This is a genomic window from Streptomyces racemochromogenes, from assembly GCF_044129415.1.
GTDB classification, from domain to species: Bacteria; Actinomycetota; Actinomycetes; order Streptomycetales; family Streptomycetaceae; genus Streptomyces; species Streptomyces racemochromogenes_A.
The window spans coordinates 1-18,963 of the sequence record NZ_JBBDHD010000126.1 but is presented as its reverse complement, the minus strand read 5'-3'; the positions used below and the strand labels follow the sequence as shown (position 1 = coordinate 18,963).

The window sequence follows — 18,963 nt, the reverse complement described above, 5'->3', positions numbered from 1 at the left end:
GGGGGGGGGGGGGGGCGGGGGGGGGGGGGGGCGGGGGGGGGGCGGGGGGGGGGGGGGGCGGGGGCGGCCCCCCCCCCCCCCCCCCCCCCCCCCCCCCCCCCCCCCCCCCCCCCGCGGCCGGTCGGGCAGCTCCTCGACCAGGCCGAACGGGTGGCCGACGGCGAGGGTGACCAGGTCGACGCCGAAGGCGCTGAGCACCAGCTCGGGGATGGAGTCGCCGCCGATGCGGTTGTGGCCCTCGATGACGCGCGGGCCCTTGGCGGTGAGGCGGACCTCGGTGTGGCAGACGCCGTCGCGCATGCCCATGACGTCGAGGAAGCCGCGTATGCCCTCGCGTATCGCCGCGTCGTCGGCCTCGGAGAGGCGGGCCGGGACCGCGTGGCCCAGTTCGGCGAAGTGGCCGTCCGAGGTGAACTTCTCGGTGATGGTGACGATCACGTGGCGGCCGGCGAAGCTGAAGGACTCGACGCTGAACTCGGGGCCGTCGAGGAACTCCTCCATGAGGAAGTCCTTGAGGACGAAGAGGGAGGAGACCCGGTCGGTGCGGGTGCCGGAGAGCCGGGTGACCTCGCCCCAGACGCGGTCGGCGTCCTCGGGGCCCTCCACGCGCATGACGCCGATGCTGGCGGTGGCGTCGACGGGCTTGACGATGAAGGGGAACCCGTACGAGGCGCCGAAGGCGTCCAGGTCCTCACGGGTCTTCAGGGAGCGGGCCCCGACCGCGTGCTCCGGGTCGTGCTCGGCGACGTAGCGGCGCATGGCGGCCTTGTCCCGGATGCGGGCGGTGACCTCGTAGCCGGTGCCCCCGAGCCCGTACAGGTCGTTGATCCGGCCCGCGTTCTCCAGTCCCGGCTCGGTGAGGGAGACGACGGCGGCGAAGCCGGGGCTCTCGTGCCAGGCCCGCACCAGGGGCTCGACCAGGGACCAGTCGGTGAAGTCGACGACCTCGACGGCCGCGGCGAGCCGGTTCTGCGCCTCGCTCACCTTGGTCGGGTGCTGGAGGAGCAGCACGTTCAGCCCCAGGTCATGGGCCTTCTGCACGGTCTCGTCGGTTCCACCGACGAGCAGCAGGGTGCGCTCGGGGTTCATTCGCTCTCTTCTCCCCCTGCGGCGGCAGGGAATTTCAGGCTCGTACTCGGGCAGTCGTGGGGGTGGGGAGGGAGGGGACGGGCCGGGACCGCCGTGGTGCGGGGCCCGGTTCGCGTTCAGTGCCGGTCGTCGGAGCCGGCCTCCGGCCACCAGCTGAGGTAGCGCTCACCGCTGTCGGGGAACACGGTCGCCACGACCGTGTCGGACAGGTCGTGACGGCGGGCGAGTTCCAGGCAGCCGTAGGCGGCCGCGCCCGCGGAGATCCCGACGAGGAGTCCGGAGCTCGCGGCGATGGCACGCGTGGTCGCCGCGGCGTCCTCGTCCTCGACCGCGATCACCTCGTCGATGAGGTGCACGTCGGTGACGGGGCTGATGAAGCCGCCGTTGAGGCCGGGGACGCGGTGGGGGCCGGGCTCGCCGCCGGAGAGGAGCGCGGAGCCGGCGGGCTCGACGGCGACCACCCTGAGGTCGGGGTTGCGCTCGCGCAGGTAGCGGGCGGTGCCGGTGAGGGTGCCGCCGGTCCCGATCCCGCACACCAGGTAGTCGACGCGGCCGCCGGCGTCGCGCCAGATCTCGGGGCCGGTCGTCGTGTAGTGGGCGCGGACGTTGTCGGGGTTCTCGTGCTGGCGGGCGTACCAGGAACCGGGCATCGCCGCGTGCAGTTCTTCGGCCCGGTCGACGCAGGCCCGGAAGCCGAGGGCGTGGTCGGTGAACTCGACCTCGGCGCCCAGCATGCGCAGGGTCAGGACGCGTTCGCGCGAGGCGTTGGAGGGCAGGACGATCAGACAGCGGTAGCCGCGGGAGGCGGCGAGCGCGGCCAGGGCGATGCCGGTGTTGCCGGAGGTCGACTCGATGACGGTGGCTCCGGGCAGGAGCGCGCCCGACTCCTCCGCGGCCCGCAGCATGAAGAGCGCGGCCCGGTCCTTGATGCTGGACAGCGGGTTGGCCGCCTCCAGCTTGGCCAGGACCCGGGCGGTGTCGGGCAGGCCGTCGAGCCGGAGCTGGAGCAGCGGTGTGTCGCCGACGAGATCCTCGAACGATGACGCGATGCGGCCGGTGGTGAGCGCGTTGTTCACGTGGCTCCCCCTTTGGTGCTGGACGTGCGGTCGGTCTTTCGAAAGGTAGACAGCCGGGGTGGTGCGCGGTTGGTGCCCGGCTCGAAGGCGGCTTGAGCCCCGTTCGCGCGCCACGCACGGCCGTGACCGGCGTGCCGCTGCCACTCCCTAGAGGGTGTTGAGGTCCACGGCGTCCGCCAACGCCCGGTAGCCGGCGTCGTTGAGGTGGAGGCGGTCCGCGAAGGCGAGTTCGGTCTTGAGCCTGCGCGGGTCCTGCGGGTCGGCGACGGCGCGGTCGAAGTCCACGACGGCGTCGTACGCGCCGCCGGTGCGGATCCACCGGTTGACCTCGTCCCGCACCTCCTCGCCGTGCGCGGTCCAGTAGCCGGAGTCCCCGTACGGGGGGATCGTGCCGCCCACGATCCTGACGCCGCGGGCGTGGGCCTCGCGGATCAGCTCCCGGTATCCGGCGATGATCTGCTGTGCGGTGACCCGGGGGCCGGTGGTGCAGCGGTCCTGGGTGCCGTCGGGCTGGACGATGTCGTTGGTGCCCTCCAGGACGAGCACGGTGCCGGTGTCGGGCCGGCCGAGGGCGTCGCGCCGGAAGCGGTTCAGTGCGCTCTCCCCGAAGCAGGGCGAGTCGGTGAGCACCTTGTTCCCGCCGATGCCCGCGTTGAGGACCGGGCGCGGCGTGCCCCGGTCGGCGAGGCGGTCGGCGAGGGCGTCGGAGTAGCGGCGGTCCGCGCCGGGGGTGGCGCCGAAGCCGTCCGTGAGGGAGTCCCCGAAGGTGACGACCGCACTCCGGCGCGGGCCGGGGGCGGCGGGGTCCGACACGTCGATCCCGGCCAGGTGGTACCAGGAGGAGCTCTGGCCGCCCGGGGCGGAGAAGGCCTCTCCGGCGGCGTCGCGGCGGTGGTCGCCTTCGGCTCGGTAGGAGGTGGCCATGGCGACGTTGTGGAAGGTGGCGGGGCCGGTGGGTCCCTGGAAGTAGAGGGTGACGGTGAGCTGTTCGAAGGCCCGGACGGGCAGCGCGACGGCGTCGCTGGCCCGTTCCCCGCCGGCCGGGACGGTCACCGGGCCGGCGCCCGAGAAGCGCAGCGGGCGCAGGGTCTCCGGCCGGACCGCGGCGCCGCCGGCGCTCTTGGCGACGGTCGCGCCGGTAAGCCTCAGCGGGGTCTTCCCGTAGGCGTTGGTCAGGCGCACGCGCAGTTCGCCGCCCTGGGCTCCGGCCCGGACCACCTGGCGCACGGACTGGTCGCGGAAACCCTCCTCGGACCAGTTGGGGAACCAGTCGGTGTGGGTGGGGGGCTGCGGGGAGGCGTTCCAGGCGCTGTGCCAGGGGCCCGGGTCCGCGGCGGCGGGGGTGGCGGTGGTGACGGCCGTGGCCAGGAGGGCGGCGGCGAGCGGGGCGGCGAGGGCGATCTTGTTCTTGTTCACACCACCCTGACCCGCGCCGCCCCGCGGATGTGACGGGTGGGGCGGAGGTCTTTTCCGTCCCACCCGCCGGGGCGGGGCGTCAGCGGCGGACGCCGGCGAGCTTGTCCGGGTTGACCTGGATGCGGAGGTTGCGCAGGAGGCCGTTCTCCAGGTCGTAGGTGAGGGCGGCGATCGGGCTGCCGCCCAGCTCGGCGAGGACGCCGAGCTCCCCGTTGATGACGACCGGGGTGATGACGGCTCCGGCGTTGGCGGGCTTGGCGAGGACGCCGAAGAGCCAGCGGGCCACGTGGTCGGGGCCGTACAGCGGGCGGCGCGCGGCGGTCACCTTGCCGCCGCCGTCCGACCAGGCGGTGACGTCGGGGGCGAGCATCTCCAGCACGGCGTTGATGTCGCCGCCGGCGCAGGCGGCCAGGAAGCGCTCGGTGACGCGCTCGCGCTGGGCGGTGTCCGTGTCGAAGCGGGGCCGGCGGGCCGCGACGTGCTTGCGCGCACGGGAGGAGATCTGACGGACGGCCGGCTCCTCGCGGTCCAGGAAGCCGGCGATCTCCGCGTGCGAGAAGCCGAAGACCTCGCGCAGCACGAACACGGCGCGCTCCACGGGCGAGAGGGTCTCCAGGACCACGAGCATCGCCGTGGAGACGCTCTCGGCGAGCTCGCGGTCCTGCGCCACGTCGGGTGAGGTCAGCAGGGGTTCCGGTAGCCAGGGGCCGACGTACTCCTCGCGGGTCGCGCGGGCGGAGGTGAGCCGGTTGAGGGAGAGGTTGGTGACCGTGCGCACGAGGTACGCCCTGGGGTTGCGCACCTCCGAGCGGTCGGCCTTGTTCCAGGTGAGCCAGGCGTCCTGGACGATGTCCTCGGCGTCGCTGACGGTGCCCAGCATGCGGTAGGCGGTGGCGAAGAGGAGCCTTCGGTGTGCGTCGAAGGGGTCCGTCTCGGGTTCGGTCGTGATCACCGCTCGATTCTGCCCGGCCCCCCGCGACCCCCTCGGCCCGGGGGCCCTGCGGCGGCGGGGAGTTGGGGCTACGTGAGGATGCGGACGCGCTGGTCGCGCAGGTCGTAGCGGGCGGCGGCGACGGCGAGTGCGCCGGCGGACACGGCGCGGGCCAGGTCGGGTTCGGCGGCGAGCCGGTCGCGGGTGCGGCGTGCGTGGGCGTCGATGGTGGCGCTGACGCGGGCGTCGCCGTGCTGGGTGCGGTCGATGGACGGGCGTATCTGGTCGGCGAGGTACTGGATGTGGGACGGGAGCCGTTCGCCGGTCTCGTCGGCGTGGACGGCCGCGCCGACGGCTCCGCAGGACTGGTGGCCGAGGACCAGCACCAGGGGGATCGCGAGTTCCAGGACCCCGTACGCGATGCTGCCGAGCACGGCTTCGTCCAGGACCTCGCCGGCCGAGCGGACGGTGAGCAGGTCGCCGAGCCCCTGGTCGAAGACGAGCTCGGGCGGGACCCGGGAGTCCACGCAGCCGAGGACGACGGCGAAGGGGTGCTGGGCGGTGGCCAGCCGCAGCCGGGTCGAGGGCGACTCGTGCGGGTGCTGCTGGCGGTAGGTGCGCCAGCGGCGGTTGCCGGCCTCCAGTTCGCGCAGGGCCTGCTCGGGCGTGGCGGGGCGGCCGGCGCCGCCGGGCGCGGGCGGGGCGGCGGAGGCGGGGAAGGCCGAGCCGAGGGCGAGGACGGATCCGGCGGCGGCCGTGCCGGCGACGGCGGTCCGCAGCAGGGCGCGCCGGCTGGGCGCGACCCCCTCGCGTACCGGAACGGTGTTCGACGTGCGCGTGTTCGACAACATGCGCGCCAGCATGACGCTTTACCCGTCCTTGACCCAAGCGGGCGTGGACGGTTGTCCGAAAGAGCCGGGTGACCGGCTCAATGACGCGGGGTGATCGTCCGCAGTGCGACGACGGCCGTCCGGCCTGCGGCGCGCACCCGGCACTGCTCGGTCGGACCCTCCAGCAAGGCCGCGTCGTACGGGCCGAGTTCGACGCTCCCGCCGGAATGGCCGAGGCGGGCCGGTCCGTCCAGGGAGACGATCAGCAGGACGGCGTCCGGCGCGGGTGCCAGGGCGAGGGCGCCCCGGACGACGGCGGTGTCCGCTGCGGTCCGGCCGCGCCGGTACATCACGTTGAAGTTCACGACGGGCCCGCCCAGCAGCCGGCAGCCGGTCGGCTCGTCGCCGGGGAAGTCGCAGGGCGCGTACCGCTCGTCGACGCGCCGGGGCCGGCCCGCGACCGTGAGGTCCATGCCGGCGCCCTCGGCGAGGGTCAGGGTGCGGTCGACCCCGGGGAACTCCGAGAAGGGCCCGTCGGCGGCGACTTCGGCGAGGCTGACCCGCCAGGCGAAGTCCTCCGTCCCCGCGCCCTCGGGCTCCGCGGCGATCTCGCGGGTGACCCCGCCGCCGTTCTTCCAGGGCACCGCCGTACGGTCGGCGGCGCGCAGGATCCGTAGGGCGGCGGGGCCGGGCATGCGGGGTTTCCTCTCCTCGGGTGCGTACCGTCCGGCGGAGCGCTGCGCCGCCGGACGGTGGTCCGAGCCTAACCGGCCGTCTGCGGCCGGCTCACGGCGAAGTCGTCGCCGCGCACGGGGCCCTGCCCGTACCAGCCGTGGAGGTAGACGGTGACGGTTCCGGAGGCTCCGGTGGTGAAGGGCACCGTCAGCCTGGTCCAGCCCGTGGAGCCGGTCCACGTACTGGCGTTCGCGCCGCCCCGGACGCCCAGGTAGGCGTAGGCGCCCTGGACCCAGCCGCTGAGGGTGTAGGCGGTGTTGGGGGCGAGGGTGAGGTTCTGGGCGCATTCGCCGGTGTGGGCGGAGTCCGGGTTGCCCTGGACGGCGTATGTGCCCGTGTGGACCGGCGCCGTGACGACGGAGCCGCCGTTCTCGCAGGTCCAGGGGGCCGGCGCGCCGCTCTCGAAACCGCCGTTGACGAGGGCGCCGCTGTCGCCGCCCGGGCCGGAGACCGTGAGGGTGAACCCGGTGGTGTGGCGGGACGTGCCGGCGGCGGTGACGGTGAGCGGATAGGTGCCGGGCGTTGCGTTGGCCGAGGCCGCGACCGTGAGCCGGGCGGTGGCGCCGGCGGTGACGGAGTCGGGGGCGAGGGTGGCCGTGACCCCGGCGGGGGCGCCGGAGACCGTCAGGGCCAGGGGCTGGGCCGCGCCGGAGGTGACCTGGGTGGAGACGGTGGCGGTGGTGCTCGCACCGGGGGCCACGGAAGCGGAGCCGGGGGCCACGGATACCGAGAAGTCGTCGGCGGCCGGTCCGCCGCCGGTGAACGGGGCGAAGGTGTGGGTGAAGTACCAGGGGTCCTGGGCGATGCCGGAGCAGGTGTCGGAGCCCCCGGTGCCGGGGCAGCCGCCGTTGTCGCGCTGGAGGGCCCAGAAGGAGAGGGTGTTGATCCCCTTGGAGACCGCCCAGTCGCGGACCGCCGTGGCGTTGGCGGTGGTGAAGGTCTCGGCGGCCCCGTAGTCGTCGATGCCGGGCATCTCGGTGACGCCGATCATGCCCCAGAGCCGGGCCGGGGTCCGGTCCGGGTAGAGGGCGGCCAGCTGGTCGTAGAGGCCCGTGGCGGCGGTGCGGGTGTCGGCGGCCATGTCGTGGGCGGCGCCGTCGTAGTAGTCGAAGGTCATCAGGTTCACCACGTCGACCCGGGCTCCGGCGGCCTTGGCGCTCTTGAGGACCGCCAGTCCGCTGCTCGCGAGTCCGCTCGTGGTGGTGGGGAGGGTGTAGGAGATCTGGAGGGGGCGCCCGGAGGCGGCGGCCCAGTCCTGGAGCTTCTTGATCGCCTGGTTGCGGCGGTCGACACCGGCCTTGTCGGTCAGGGACTTGTCCTCGATGTCCATGTCGAGGCGGCTGACGTCGTAGGTGGTGACGAGCTTCTGGTAGGCGGCGGCGATCGAGTCGACGCTGGTGCAGCTGTCGGCGATCTCGGTGCCCCCGCTGTCGGCCGCGTAGCCGCCGAAGGAGGGGATGACGTCGCCGCCGCGCGCGCGGATCGCGGCGAAGTCGGCGCCGAAGACGGAGTCGGCGACGGGCTGTCCGGTGGAGCCGTTCCAGTACGGGGTGCAGGAGCCCTTGGCCTCGGTCTGCACGAAGGCCATCGTCAGGTACTTCGCGCCGGACTTCTGCGCGAGGTCGGCGGGGCTGTCGGAGGAGTAGGCCTCGAAGTAGGGGGCGAAGACGTGCGCGGGCAGCGGGGTGGCCGCGTAGGGGGTGGCCGCCGTGGCGGGCCCGGCGCCGGCGGCGGCGAGCAGTCCGGCGGAGGTGGCGAGGGTGGCGCAGGCCGCCGCCAAGCGGCGGAGGGCATGCGGACGCAGTCTCAACGAAGGCTCCCGGTGGGGCGCGAGCGAACGGGCGGACGCCTCATGATTGGTCTGGACCAGGTTCGGGTCAAGGGGGCCGGCCGATCCGCGCCCCGCCGGGAGCCGGGGGGTTCAGCGCAGGATGCCCGCCTGCCGGGCGGCGCGGATCCAGGAGGGGAACTCCGACAGGAGCCGGTCGTACAGGTCGGGGTCCGAGATCCGGTCGATGTCGTCGACGGCGAAGAAGCCGACGTTGTCGACCCGGCGGCCGGGCATGGTGTCGAAGCGCTCCAGCACCCCGAACCCGGCCCGGCCGAGGCCGACGAACTGCCAGAACACCGGCTCCTCGACGGCTTCCCGCAGCTCCCGCTCGATCTCGGCGTTGCGGTAGACCCCGCCGTCGGAGAAGAACAGGACGAGGGTGGGCGCGGGCACCGGGTGGGCCCGTACGAAGGCGCGCACCTCGGCGATGACCTTCTGCTCCTCGTTCTGGAAGCCCACCTGCCGCATGTCGACCTGGCCGGGGAGCAGGCCCCGGGCCGGTTTCCTTCTGCCGAAGAGACTCATCTGGCCGACGCGCACGTGCAGGCGCAGCCACGCGGGGAGGTCGCCGACGGCCAGGTCGGGCAGCCGCGCGGGGTTGGTGGCGAAGGTCCAGGCCTGCATCTCGCCGTCGTCGTCCAGCTGCGCGGCGACGGCGGCCATCCGCTCCACCACGCCCGCCACCGTGCCGCGGGCGTAGAGGGTGCTCATCGAGCCGGAGGCGTCGAGGACGAGGACGACGCGGGCCGTGACGTCGGAGGCGCCGGCCTTGCGGAGGCTGACGGCCACCTGCTCCTTGCGCAGCGAGAGGCGCCCGCGCATCTCCGGGGGCAGCCACTCCTCGCCCTTGACCAGCCGTACGACCGCCTCGGCGGGCTCGGGGGCGGGAGCGGGGACGGGCGCCGGGACGGAAGGCGCGGGCGCCGCGGGCCGGACGGGCGCGGGGGCCGGGGCGGAAGGGCCGACGGGCGCGGGGGCCGGTGCGGCCGCACGGGTCGGCGGGGGCGGGGTGTCGTCCACCGTGATGCCGTAGTCCGTGGCCAGTCCGGCGAGCCCGCTCGCGTACCCCTGCCCCACGGCCCGGAACTTCCAGACGCCGGCCCGACGGTAGAGCTCCCCGCCGATCAGGGCGGTCTCCGGCCCGGCCTCCATGGCGAAGTGGGCCACCTCGGCCCCGGACACCGCGTCGAGCAGCCGCAGGTGGAGTCCGGGGACCTGCCCGAAGGGGCCGCCGTCGGCGGAGGCGCAGAGCAGGACCCGCTCGATCCCCGGCTCCAGGGCGGCCAGGTCGACGTCGAGCGTGTCGGCGCCGGGCCGCTTGCCGACATGGCGAACGGCACCGGAGGCGTGCCGCGGCTGGTTGTAGAAGACGAAGTCGCCGTCGGAGCGCACCCGTCCGCCGCCGGCCAGCAGGAGGGCGGAGGCGTCCACGTCGGGCACGCCCGGTGCGGCGGACCAGCCGAGCACGGCTCTCACGGAGGACGCCCCGACCGGCAGATTGGCACCTTTGCTCATTGTCGTCACGCCGGACAGTCTGCCCGGTGGGCGTCTGCGCGGGCAGCCGAACGCGGTCGGCGGCGGCCCGGAGCGCCGTCCCCCGCGCCGGGCCGCCGCCGCGCGCTCAGCCGCGGAACTCCGGCGTGCGGACGGGCGAGGCCTCGGCCAGGGCGCGGGTGACCGCCTCGACGCCCGCGCGCAGCCCGTAGACGGGGGTGGCGGGCTGCTGGCGCCAGGAGTCGTCGATCCCGCCCGCGTCGACGGTGTCGAACCCGAGCTCGTCGATCAGGGCGCGGACGGTCTTCTTCGCCGCCTCGTCGTCACCGGCGACGGGCAGCGCCATGCGGTCCGGGTCGCCCGCCGGGCGGGGCCGGTCGAGGATGTCGGCGGCGTAGGTGCCGTTGAAGGCCTTCACCACCGGGTGCCCCAGCTGCCGTTCGGTCCAGCGGCTCTCGGTCAGGCCCTCGTCCTCGACGGCGGCGATGCGGCCGTCGCGCTCGCGCGGGTAGTAGTTGTTGGTGTCGATGACGGCGAAGCCCTCGGCGGCGCCGTCGAAGAGCCCCGCGGGCAGGTCGGGCACGTTCTTGAAGGGGACGGTGACCACGACGACCTCGGCGCCGCAGGCCGCCTCGGCGACCGTCACGGGGACGGCCCCGGTCTCCTCGGCGAGGCCGGTCAGCGTGTGCGGGCCGCGGGAGTTGGCGACGCGGACCTCGTGTCCGAGGGCGGTGAGCCGGCGCGTGAGGTTGCCGCCGATGTTGCCGGCGCCGATGATGCCGATCTTCATGAGCTCTCCAGTGCGTGCGGAGTGGATGTCGCGTCCCTCGCAACCTCCGGCCGCTCCGCCGCATTCCGCCGGACGCGGACTCGGGCGCACAGATCGCCCGTACGAGCGAAATCTCGCCATTTCCCGGACAAGGAGAACCTCTTGGCGGTGACCGACCGTCTTCCGGGGCAGCCGGGGACCGTACCGGCAGCACGTGATCAGGGGAAAGGTACCGACCGATGCTCCAGTTCCCGTCCAAGCGCACCACGTCCGTCGCACTCGCGGCCACCGCGGGTGCGGCCGCCCTCTCCTTCGCCCTCGTTTCCGGCACCTCGGCCACGGCCGCCGCGCCGCCGTCCGTCTCCGGCAGCCCGGAGGGGGCGTTCACCCGGATCGCCGACTTCTACGGCTCCTACATCGACGCGGTCTACGACGGCGACGGCCGGACCGCGGACCAGCTGCGCGCCTTCTACCTCTCCGAGCCCCTCCGGCGGGAGCTGGGGCAGTGGGAGGAGGCCAACCACGCCGACGGCGTGCTGCGCGCCCAGAACGTGCCGCTGAAGTGGAAGGTGACCTCCGTCGACAGCGGGATGGGCAAGACCAACGCCGCGGTCACCCTCACCTGGAGCGGCAGCACCACGACCACCGTCCACGTCCAGGCCGACCTGGCGACCAGGAAGATCACCGCGATCCGGGACTGACCCCGGGTACGCGGAGACGGGGCCCGCCGCCGGCGGGCCCCGTCCGATGCCTCAGGCGCCGCTGGCCCCGAGCATCTCCTCGCGCTCCACGATCTTCACGCGCTCGCGGCCCTGCGGCTCGCCCAGCGCCTTCTCGGCGGCGTCGAGCCGGTACCAGCCCTCCCAGGTGGTGTAGCGGACCTGCCGCTCGGCGAGGAAGGCCTCGACCGCCTCCGGCTCGGGGGCGGCGGGGGTGAGCAGGCGCCCCAGGGCGTGGTCTTCGAGGAGGTTGGCGACGGTCTCGTTGGCGTCGCCCTTGGTGTGGCCGATCAGGCCGATGGGCCCGCGCCGGATCCAGCCGGTGACGTACGTCGAGGCCATGTGCTCCCCGCCCTCGATGACGCGGCCGCCCTCGTCCGGCACCGTGCCGGACTCGACGTCCCAGGGGAGCTTGGGCAGCTCGTCGGAGAGGTAGCCGACGGCCCGGTAGACGGACTGGACGTCCCAGGTGGTGAACCGGCCGGTGCCCTTGACGTTCCCCGTGCCGTCCAGCTCGGTGCGCTCGGTGCGCAGGCCGACGACCTTGCCGTCCTCGCCGAGGATCTCGGCCGGGGACTCGAAGAAGTGCAGGAACAGCTTGTGCGGGCGCTCGCCGGTGTCCCGGATCGCCCAGTTCTCCAGGGTCTTGGCGACCATGTCCGCCTGCTTGTTGGAGCGGCGGGTGGCGATCGAACCCTCGTCGTAGTCGATGTCCTCGGGGTTGACGATGACCTCGATGTTGGGCGAGTGGTCGAGCTCGCGCAGCTCCATCGGGCTGAACTTCGCCTGCGCCGGGCCGCGGCGGCCGAAGACGTGGACCTCCAGGGCCTTGTTGGCCTTGAGTCCGTCGTAGACGTTCGGCGGGATCTCGGTGGGCAGGAGCTCGTCGGCGGTCTTGGCGAGGATGCGGGCGACGTCCAGGGCGACGTTGCCGACACCGAGGACGGCGACCTTCTCCGCCTCCAGCGGCCAGGTGCGCGGCACGTCCGGGTGGCCGTCGTACCAGGAGACGAAGTCGGCGGCGCCGTAGGAGCCGTCGAGCTCGATGCCGGGGATGCCGAGGGCGCGGTCGGCGGTGGCGCCGGTGGAGAAGATCACGGCGTCGTAGAAGGAGCGCAGCTCGTCCAGCGAGATGTCGCCGGGGTAGTCGACGTTGCCGAAGAGGCGGACCTGCGGCTTGTCGAGGACCTGGTGCAGGGCGGTGATGATGCCCTTGATGCGGGGGTGGTCGGGGGCGACCCCGTAGCGGATCAGGCCGAAGGGGGCGGGCATGCGCTCGAAGACGTCGATGGAGACGCCGGGGTCGGCGGCCGCCTCGGACTTCAGCAGCGCGTCGGCCGCGTAGATCCCGGCGGGGCCGGCACCGACGATTGCTACCCGCAGAGGGCGAGGCATGAATGGGTTCCCTTCGACCGACAATCTGACTGATCAAGGAAACCCTAAACTAAGGCCACCCTAACCCCGTACCCGCCTCCCGCTTATACCCCCATAAGACAATCTTATGGCAAGCCAAAGCCCCGCTTCTGGCGGATTCAGGCGGTGTACTCGGTGAGGTCGATGCCGTGGAGGGTGACGGGGGCTCCGCTGACGGGGTCGACGGCGTCGCCCTCCCGCTCCATGCCGAGCTTGCGGAGCACGTTGGCGGACTCCTCGTTGCCGACCCGGTTGACGGCGACGACCCGGTCGAGCCCGCGGTCCTGGAGGGCGAACTCCAGGACGGCCTGGGCCGCTTCGGAGGCGTAGCCCTGGCCCCAGAAGGGCCGGCCGAGGCGCCAGACGACCTGCACCTGGTGCCGCGTCTCGGGGAGCTCGTCGGCGGCGGACAGCCCGACGGCCCCGATCAGCTCTCCGGAGGCGAGGAGCTCGACGGCGAAGACGCCGAAGCCCTCGTCGTCCCACTCCTCCTCCCACAGCTCGATGGCCTCGGCGGTCCCGTCGATGTCGAGCACGGAACCATCGCCGATCCAGCGCATCACGTCCGGGTCCGAGGTGATCTCCGAGAGGGGTACGAGGTCGTCGTCGGTCCAGCGGCGCAGGAGCAGGCGGGGGGTGCGGATCTCGGTCATGCCCACATCCTGCCGAACCCGGCCCGGCCGGGGGTAATCGGGGCCGGGCGCCCGGCGCCGGGGGGCGTCAGGCGACGCTGATCTGGTCCAGCTTCGCGCGCAGGTAGGCGTGCGAGTCCACCGGCTCGTGCGCCACCCGGCCGACCGGGGCGGGCAGCGGCTCGACGCGGGTGTGGGCGTCGCACTCGTAGAAGTAGACCAGCGACACGAGCTCCTCCGCCGGGGCGTGCGCGGGCGGCGGCAGGACCCGGTGGCGGCCCGCGCGCCAGCGGTCGCCGGTCCAGCGGGCCAGCAGGTCGCCGATGTTGACGGTGAGCGCGGCCGGGTCCCAGGGGGCGTCCTGCCAGCCGTCGGCGTCGGTGTGGATCTGGAGGCCGCCCGCGCCCGGCTCGCGGTCCAGGACGGTGACCGTGCCGAAGTCCGTGTGCGGACCGATGCGGAACTGTCCGGGCAGGGGGTCCCCGACGGTCTCGGCACCCGGGTACCAGTTGAGGTTGAACCCCCAGGTGGGGTGGCCGGTGTGGCGGGTGAAGAGGTCCTCGGGCTGGGCCAGCGCCACCGCGAGCAGCTCCAGCAGCTCGTCGGAGAGGGCCCGCATGGCCGCCAGGTACGCGGTCACCGGCTCCCGCAGGCCCGGTACCTCGGCGGGCCAGGCGTTCGGCCGGAACCATTCGGCGTCCACCGAGGGCACGCCGGTCGGCTCGTCGGCCGCGAAGGACCAGGACTCCTTGAGGTCCGGCGGCGAGGGCGTCCCCTCGGCGTAGGCGTTCGCCTCGGCGCCCGGTCCGAGCCAGCCGTGTCCGCCGACACCGACCGCGTACGGCTGTTTGACCTCGGGCGGCAGCCGGAAGAAGGAGCGGGCCGCCTCCCGGATCCGGGCCGGCAGGGACGGGTCCACGCCGTGCCCGGTGACCAGCAGGAAGCCGGCCGCCTGGAGGGCCTCGTCCACCCGGCCCGCGATCCGGGCGCGGGTGGCGGCGGTGCCGGAGCGCCACGCTCCGAGATCGATGACGGGGACCTGCGAACGGGAACTGTCCATGGGGACCTGCCTTCCGGGAGGGGTGTCACGACGTCAGGGGGCGGGGTCGGGGCTCGGGGGGCGTTCGAGGCCGCTGCACGGCGGCGAGTAGTCCAGATAGGGCATGTACGAGGCCCACTGCGCGCGGGTGATCCGCGGGCCGGTGTGCGCGCAGGCCCCGGCGAGGGCCCGGTCGAGGCCGGTGTCGGCCAGCCGGAGGGTGGTGTCGTAGCCCCCGGAGGCGAGCACCGCGCCGTCGGGACTGAAGGCGACGGAGCCGACGGCGGTGACGTGCCCGGTCAGGGTGACGAGCGCGGCGGGGCGGGCGCCGCGGACCACGCCCCACAGCCGGACCGTGCGGTCGTCGCTCGCGCTGGCGAGGGAGCGGCCGTCGGGGCTGAAGGCCACCGCGCCGACGACGTCGGTGTGCCCGGTCAGGGTCGCGAGCGGCGCGGGCCGGTGCGGATCGGCCAGGTCCCACAGCCGGACGGGGGTACGGCCGCCGGAGGCGGTGGCCAGGGTGCGGCCGTCGGGGGCGAAGGCGACGGAGAAGGCGGCGGGGTCGTGGCCCCCCAGCACCGCGAGCGGGGCGGGGCGGGCGCGGTCGCTCACGTCGGTCAGCCGGACGGTTGCGTCCTCCCCGCCGGTGGCGAGGACCCGCCCGTCGGGACTGAAGGCCACCGCGCGGACGGTGTCCCGGTGCCCGGTGACCACGCCGGCCTCGGCGACCCGGGGGGCGGGGGCCTCGGGGGCGGCCCGGGGTCCGCCGGCGCCGGAGGCCCCCGCGGTGGCGGTGGCGCCGTCGGGCGCGCCGGGCCCGACGGCGGGGGTCCCGGCGGCGGCCGAGGCCGGACCCGCGGGGCCGGTGGGCGCCGTGGGGCCGGCCGGGGCCGTGAGGCCGGTGGGTGCCGTGGGGCCCGACGGGGCCCTGGGGCCGGTGGGCGCCCCGGGACCGCCGAGTCGCGTGGGCGCGCTGGTTCCACCGGCAGCCGAGGCGCCGGAAGGCCCGTCGGCGGCCCAGGCACCGGAAGGGCCGCCGGTGGCGGAGGTGCCGGAGGCCCCGTCGGCGGCCCAGGCGCCGGAGGGCCTGTCGGCGGCCGAGGCGCCGGAGGGCCTGTCGGCGGCCCAGGCGTCGGAAGGCCCCGGGGTGGCGGGGGCGGGGCTGATGTCCCACAGGTGGACGCCGCCGGCCGACCCGGCGGTGGCGAGGGTGCGGCCGTCGGGGCTGAAGGCGAGGGCGCGGACGTCCGCCTCCCGCGCGGGCAGCTCGGCCGCGAGGGCCGCGCGGGCCGGGTCGGAGACGTCCCAGAGCCGGACCCCGCCGTCGGCGGCGGCGGTGGCCAGGGTGCGGCCGTCCGGCCGGTAGGCGAGGGCGCGCAGGGGGGCGCCGTGCCCGGTGAGGGTGGCCACCGGGGTGGGACGCCCGGTCCCCCCGGTCCGCCACAGCCGGGCGGTGCGGTCCCCGCTCGCGGTGGCGAGCTGGCGGCCGTCGGGGCGGTAGGCGACCGCGACGACCTCCTTGTCGTGCGCGGAGAACGAGGTCATCAGGGCGGACAGGAGGCCGTCGCGGGTCCGGGCGGTGGGCGACAGGCGGTAGGCCGTCAGGCCCAGCTGGACGGCCAGGCCGGGCTCGGCGGCGGCCACGGCGGCCGAGGTCTCGGCGAGGTTCACGGCGACCGCGTCGTTGCGCTGCCGGGTGACCTCGTCCTCGGCGCGCACCGCGCTGCCGGTGGCGACGGCGGCCACCACGACGAGGGCGGCGAGCGCGCCGACCAGCAGCCGCAGCCGGCGGGTGCGGCGGCGGGCGGAGTCCCCGGCGGCCGCCTCGGCGGCGGTGCAGGCGGCCAGGAACCGGGCTTCCCCGGCGGTGAGGACGGCGCCGTCGCCGCCCGCGGTGAGCTCGCGGGCCAGGGCGAGCGGGGCACCGCGCAGCAGGGCTCCGGGGTCGCGCCCCACCGCCTCCCAGGCGCGGGCGGCCTCGGCGAGCTGCCGGTGGCGGCGCAGCCGTTCGCGGTCGTCGCCGAGCCACCCGCGCAGCCGGGGCCAGGCCCGGATGAGCGCCTCGTGGGTGAGCTCGACGGCCCCGTGGTCGAGGGTGAGCAGGCGGAGGGCGGCCGCGCGGGCGAGGACGGTGCGGGTGTCGGCGTCCTGGCCGAGTTCCGCGCGGGCGACCGGCCGTTTGGTGTCCTCGGTGCCCTCACCGAGGGCGATGAGGTGGACGAACACCTGCCGGGCGAGGCGCTGCTGGGCCACGGAGAGGGAGTCGTACAGGGCTTCGGCGGACTGGGCGAGGGCGCCCTCGAAGCCGCCGGCGGCGTGGAACCCGTCCAGGGTGAGGGCGGCGCCCCGGCGCCGGCGCCAGGTCTCCAGCAGGGAGTGTGAGAGCAGGGGCAGGACGCCGACCTGGCCGTGCGCGTGGGCGACGAGCGTGGCCTGGAGGCCGCCCTCGACGGTGAGCCCGGCCCGGCGGGCGGGTTCCACGACGGCCCGGCGCAGTTCGGCGGCGCTCATCGGGCCGACGACGACCTGGGCCTCGCGGAGCACGTCGACGAGTTCGGGGTGGCGGGTGCAGTGGGCGTAGAAGTCGGCTCGGACGCCGAGGACCACCCGGAGGCCGGAGCCGGGGCGCCGGGCGGCACCGACGAGCCCGGTGACGAAGCGGGAGCGTTCGGCGGGGTCGGCGCAGACGGTGAAGACCTCCTCGAACTGGTCGACGACCAGCACCCGTTCGCCCGCCGCCACGGCCCCCGCGCCGCCGTCCTCGGCGAGGGCTGCCCGGGCCCGGTCCAGGGGGTGCGGGCCGGGGGTGAGGACGGTGACCGAGGGGGCGGGGGCGTCGGCGTGCAGCCGGGGCAGCAGTCCGGCGTGCAGGAGGGAGGACTTGCCGGCCCCGGAGGCGCCGACGAGGGCGACCACCCGGTGCCGGGTCAGGGCGGTGAAGAGGTCCTCGACGAGCCGTTCGCGGCCGAAGAAGAGGCCGGCGTCCTCGGTGCGGAAGGGCGCGAGACCGACGTACGGGAGCCCCTGCGCGGCCCCCGCCCCGGTCGGGGCGGCCTCCGGCGGGCCGGATCCGGCGGCGGCCAGTTCCGCCGCCGCGGCGTGCCAGCGGCGTTCCCACTCCCCCGGGTCCCCGCCGCAGGCGCGGACGTAGGAGAGGGTCACGTCCAGGCTGGGCAGCCGCCGCCCGGCGGCGGCGCCGGAGAGGGTCGCGACGGAGTAGTGGGCGCGGGCGGACATGTCGCGGTACGGGGGTGATCCGGCCTCGTGGCGCAGCCGGCGCAGGGCGGTGGCGAATTCCCGCAGGGGCCCGTCCTCCCCTTCCAGCGGACGTTCCTTGCGTGCCATGCGCCGCCCCTTCCCCCGGGCCCGTTTTCGACCTGCCGGGGTGGATTGTTCAGCAATTGTTTGTTCAGTTCCAGGGCGCCGACGCCGAACAACGTCCGGCGGTTACACCTGTGTCCGGACAGCGGGCCGCGGGCGGCAGGCAGCGGCGCACACACTCTCGAAGGGGGTCCGGACGGATGAGGCGCGTACGAACGGTCCCGGCCGCGGCCGCCGTGGCGGCGGCGCTGACCCTGGCAACGGCCGGCTGCGGTGCGGCCGGCACGCCGGAGGGGCAGCTCCCCGGAGCCTCGGCGGGGCAGCGCGCCGGGGCTTCGGGGGCGGAGCCGACCGCCGGCCAGTCCCGCGTCCTGGCCCGGGCCGAGCAGATCCTGATCAGCCGCTGCATGTCCGCGCGGGGCTTCGCGTACGCCGTGACGGAGCCCGTCCGGGAGGAGGGGGCCGCGCGCTCCTTCCCGTACGGGCTGGACGACGTGGCCTGGGCCCGCGCCCACGGCTACGGCGGCCGGGCGGAGCGGGCCGCGGCCGAGGCCCGGGCGGCCGATCCCAACCAGCGCTACTTCCACCGGCTGCCGGCCCGCGAGCGCGCGGCCGCCCGCAGCGCGCTGATGGGCGCCTCCCCGACGGGCCTGTCGGCCACCGCCCCGACCGGCATGACGCTGACCGCCAGCACCGACGGGTGCATCGCCCGGGCGCAGCGCACCCTCTACGGCGATCTGGCCTCCTGGTTCCGCGCCAAGGTCGTCACGATGAACCTGCGCCCCGTCCAGGAGGAGCGGGTGCGCGGCGACGCCCGCTACGCGGAGGCGGTCGGCCGGTGGGCGGCCTGCATGAAGGAGGCGGGCCGGCCGTACGCCTCCCCCGCCGAGTCCCGCCAGGCGGCGGCCTCCCTCGGCGAGGGACTGCCGCCCGAGCGGGCCGACGCAGCCGAGACGGCCCTCGCGGTCACCGAAGCGACCTGCGCGACCAGCACCCCGCTGGGCCGGGTCTCCCGAGCTCTGGACCGGGACTACGGGGAGGAGGTCCGCGCGCGCCACCGCGAGGACATCACCCTCGCCCACCGGCTCCAGAACGCCGCGCTCCCGCTCGCGGAGCGCGTCGTGTCCCAGTACGACCGACCGACACCTTCCGGAGGTTCCCGTGGTTAAGTTCCGCACGACGATGCTGGCCTGCGCGCTCGCGCTGCCCCTGCTGGCCTTCCCCGGCGCCCTGACCGCCACCGCCGCCCCGGCGGACCCGGCCGGCGTGGCCGCCGACGGCAACTACTGGGTCTGGGCGGACACCAACCGGGGCGGTCCGGCCTGCGGCTGGAGCGGCAACGACGCCGACTGGCGCACCTGTGGCGCCGGCAACGACTACAACATGAACGACCGGGCCTCCTCCTGGTGGAACAACGGCTACTCGGGCGCGCTGGGCGACGTCCGGGTCTACGAGGACATCAACTACGGCGGGGCCTCCACCTGTGCCCCGAACGGCTCCGCGGGGAACATCCCGTGGGAGTGGAACGACCGCATCTCCTCCCACAAGTGGGTCACGAACTGCGGCTTCTGACCCGTGACCGCCAGGCCCGGCCCGCCCCCCCCCCCCCCGCGGGGGGGGGGGGGCGCCGCGGGGGGGGGGGCGCCCCCCCCGCGGGGGGCGGTGGGG

16 protein-coding genes are annotated in these 18,963 nt (G+C 75.2%); 3 read left to right on the top strand and 13 right to left on the bottom strand.

Annotated features, from left to right (window positions below):
* The 9 genes from WDV06_RS30725 to WDV06_RS30685 all read right to left on the bottom strand — a co-directional run.
* Positions 1 to 1,089: ATP-grasp domain-containing protein (locus WDV06_RS30725; protein ID WP_395513075.1), on the bottom strand; the 1,089-nt coding region annotated here is incomplete at its 3' end.
* 116 nt (positions 1,090 to 1,205) lie between these two features.
* Positions 1,206 to 2,165, bottom strand: a complete 960-nt coding sequence (locus WDV06_RS30720; RefSeq protein ID WP_395513074.1) for a PLP-dependent cysteine synthase family protein — start codon at positions 2,163 to 2,165, stop codon at positions 1,206 to 1,208.
* A 147-nt stretch (positions 2,166 to 2,312) separates the two neighbouring features.
* Entirely contained in the window at positions 2,313 to 3,581 is a 1,269-nt protein-coding gene (locus WDV06_RS30715; protein ID WP_395513073.1) for an SGNH/GDSL hydrolase family protein, read from the bottom strand.
* 79 nt (positions 3,582 to 3,660) lie between these two features.
* Complete coding sequence (gene sigJ, locus WDV06_RS30710; RefSeq protein WP_395513078.1) at positions 3,661 to 4,461, bottom strand: RNA polymerase sigma factor SigJ; 801 nt, start codon at positions 4,459 to 4,461, stop codon at positions 3,661 to 3,663.
* A gap of 140 nt (positions 4,462 to 4,601) precedes the next feature.
* Positions 4,602 to 5,363 (bottom strand): carbonic anhydrase, encoded by a 762-nt coding sequence (locus WDV06_RS30705; RefSeq protein WP_395513072.1) that lies wholly within the window; start codon positions 5,361 to 5,363, stop codon positions 4,602 to 4,604.
* 77 nt (positions 5,364 to 5,440) lie between these two features.
* On the bottom strand, positions 5,441 to 6,037 hold the full coding sequence (locus tag WDV06_RS30700; RefSeq protein ID WP_395513071.1) for a HutD/Ves family protein: 597 nt from the start codon (positions 6,035 to 6,037) through the stop codon (positions 5,441 to 5,443).
* Between the two features lie 68 nt (positions 6,038 to 6,105).
* On the bottom strand, positions 6,106 to 7,881 hold the full coding sequence (locus WDV06_RS30695) for a glycosyl hydrolase family 18 protein (RefSeq protein ID WP_395513077.1): 1,776 nt from the start codon (positions 7,879 to 7,881) through the stop codon (positions 6,106 to 6,108).
* 117 nt (positions 7,882 to 7,998) lie between these two features.
* Positions 7,999 to 9,423, bottom strand: coding sequence for a VWA domain-containing protein (locus WDV06_RS30690; protein ID WP_395513076.1), 1,425 nt, complete (start codon positions 9,421 to 9,423; stop codon positions 7,999 to 8,001).
* A 106-nt stretch (positions 9,424 to 9,529) separates the two neighbouring features.
* A complete protein-coding gene (locus WDV06_RS30685) occupies positions 9,530 to 10,192 on the bottom strand; it encodes an NADPH-dependent F420 reductase (RefSeq protein ID WP_395513070.1) in 663 nt (220 codons plus the stop codon).
* Positions 10,193 to 10,410: 218 nt separating this feature from the next.
* Here WDV06_RS30685 and WDV06_RS30680 point away from each other — a divergent pair, with 218 nt between their 5' ends.
* Positions 10,411 to 10,872, top strand: coding sequence for a hypothetical protein (locus WDV06_RS30680; RefSeq protein WP_395513069.1), 462 nt, complete (start codon positions 10,411 to 10,413; stop codon positions 10,870 to 10,872).
* Positions 10,873 to 10,923: 51 nt separating this feature from the next.
* Here WDV06_RS30680 and WDV06_RS30675 read toward each other — a convergent pair whose 3' ends face one another.
* The 4 genes from WDV06_RS30675 to WDV06_RS30660 all read right to left on the bottom strand — a co-directional run bounded on the left by WDV06_RS30675 (position 10,924) and on the right by WDV06_RS30660 (position 17,319).
* Complete coding sequence (locus WDV06_RS30675; RefSeq protein WP_395513068.1) at positions 10,924 to 12,285, bottom strand: FAD-dependent oxidoreductase; 1,362 nt, start codon at positions 12,283 to 12,285, stop codon at positions 10,924 to 10,926.
* A gap of 137 nt (positions 12,286 to 12,422) precedes the next feature.
* Positions 12,423 to 12,956 (bottom strand): GNAT family N-acetyltransferase, encoded by a 534-nt coding sequence (locus WDV06_RS30670; protein WP_395513067.1) that lies wholly within the window; start codon positions 12,954 to 12,956, stop codon positions 12,423 to 12,425.
* 67 nt (positions 12,957 to 13,023) lie between these two features.
* Positions 13,024 to 13,995, bottom strand: coding sequence for an isopenicillin N synthase family dioxygenase (locus WDV06_RS30665; protein WP_395513066.1), 972 nt, complete (start codon positions 13,993 to 13,995; stop codon positions 13,024 to 13,026).
* 33 nt (positions 13,996 to 14,028) lie between these two features.
* Positions 14,029 to 17,319: an nSTAND1 domain-containing NTPase gene (locus WDV06_RS30660; RefSeq protein WP_395513065.1), complete on the bottom strand. Its 3,291-nt coding sequence runs from the start codon at positions 17,317 to 17,319 to the stop codon at positions 14,029 to 14,031.
* Positions 17,320 to 17,495: 176 nt separating this feature from the next.
* Between WDV06_RS30660 and WDV06_RS30655 the strand changes: the two genes are divergently transcribed.
* Together WDV06_RS30655 and WDV06_RS30650 are read left to right on the top strand one after the other, a co-directional pair.
* The gene (locus WDV06_RS30655; RefSeq protein ID WP_395513064.1) at positions 17,496 to 18,464 is read left to right on the top strand and encodes a hypothetical protein; all 969 of its coding nucleotides are present in this window, start codon (positions 17,496 to 17,498) and stop codon (positions 18,462 to 18,464) included.
* Positions 18,457 to 18,867, top strand: coding sequence for a peptidase inhibitor family I36 protein (locus tag WDV06_RS30650; RefSeq protein ID WP_395513063.1), 411 nt, complete (start codon positions 18,457 to 18,459; stop codon positions 18,865 to 18,867). The genes WDV06_RS30655 and WDV06_RS30650 overlap by 8 nt, the downstream gene beginning before the upstream one ends.
* Positions 18,868 to 18,963: the final 96 nt, after the last annotated feature.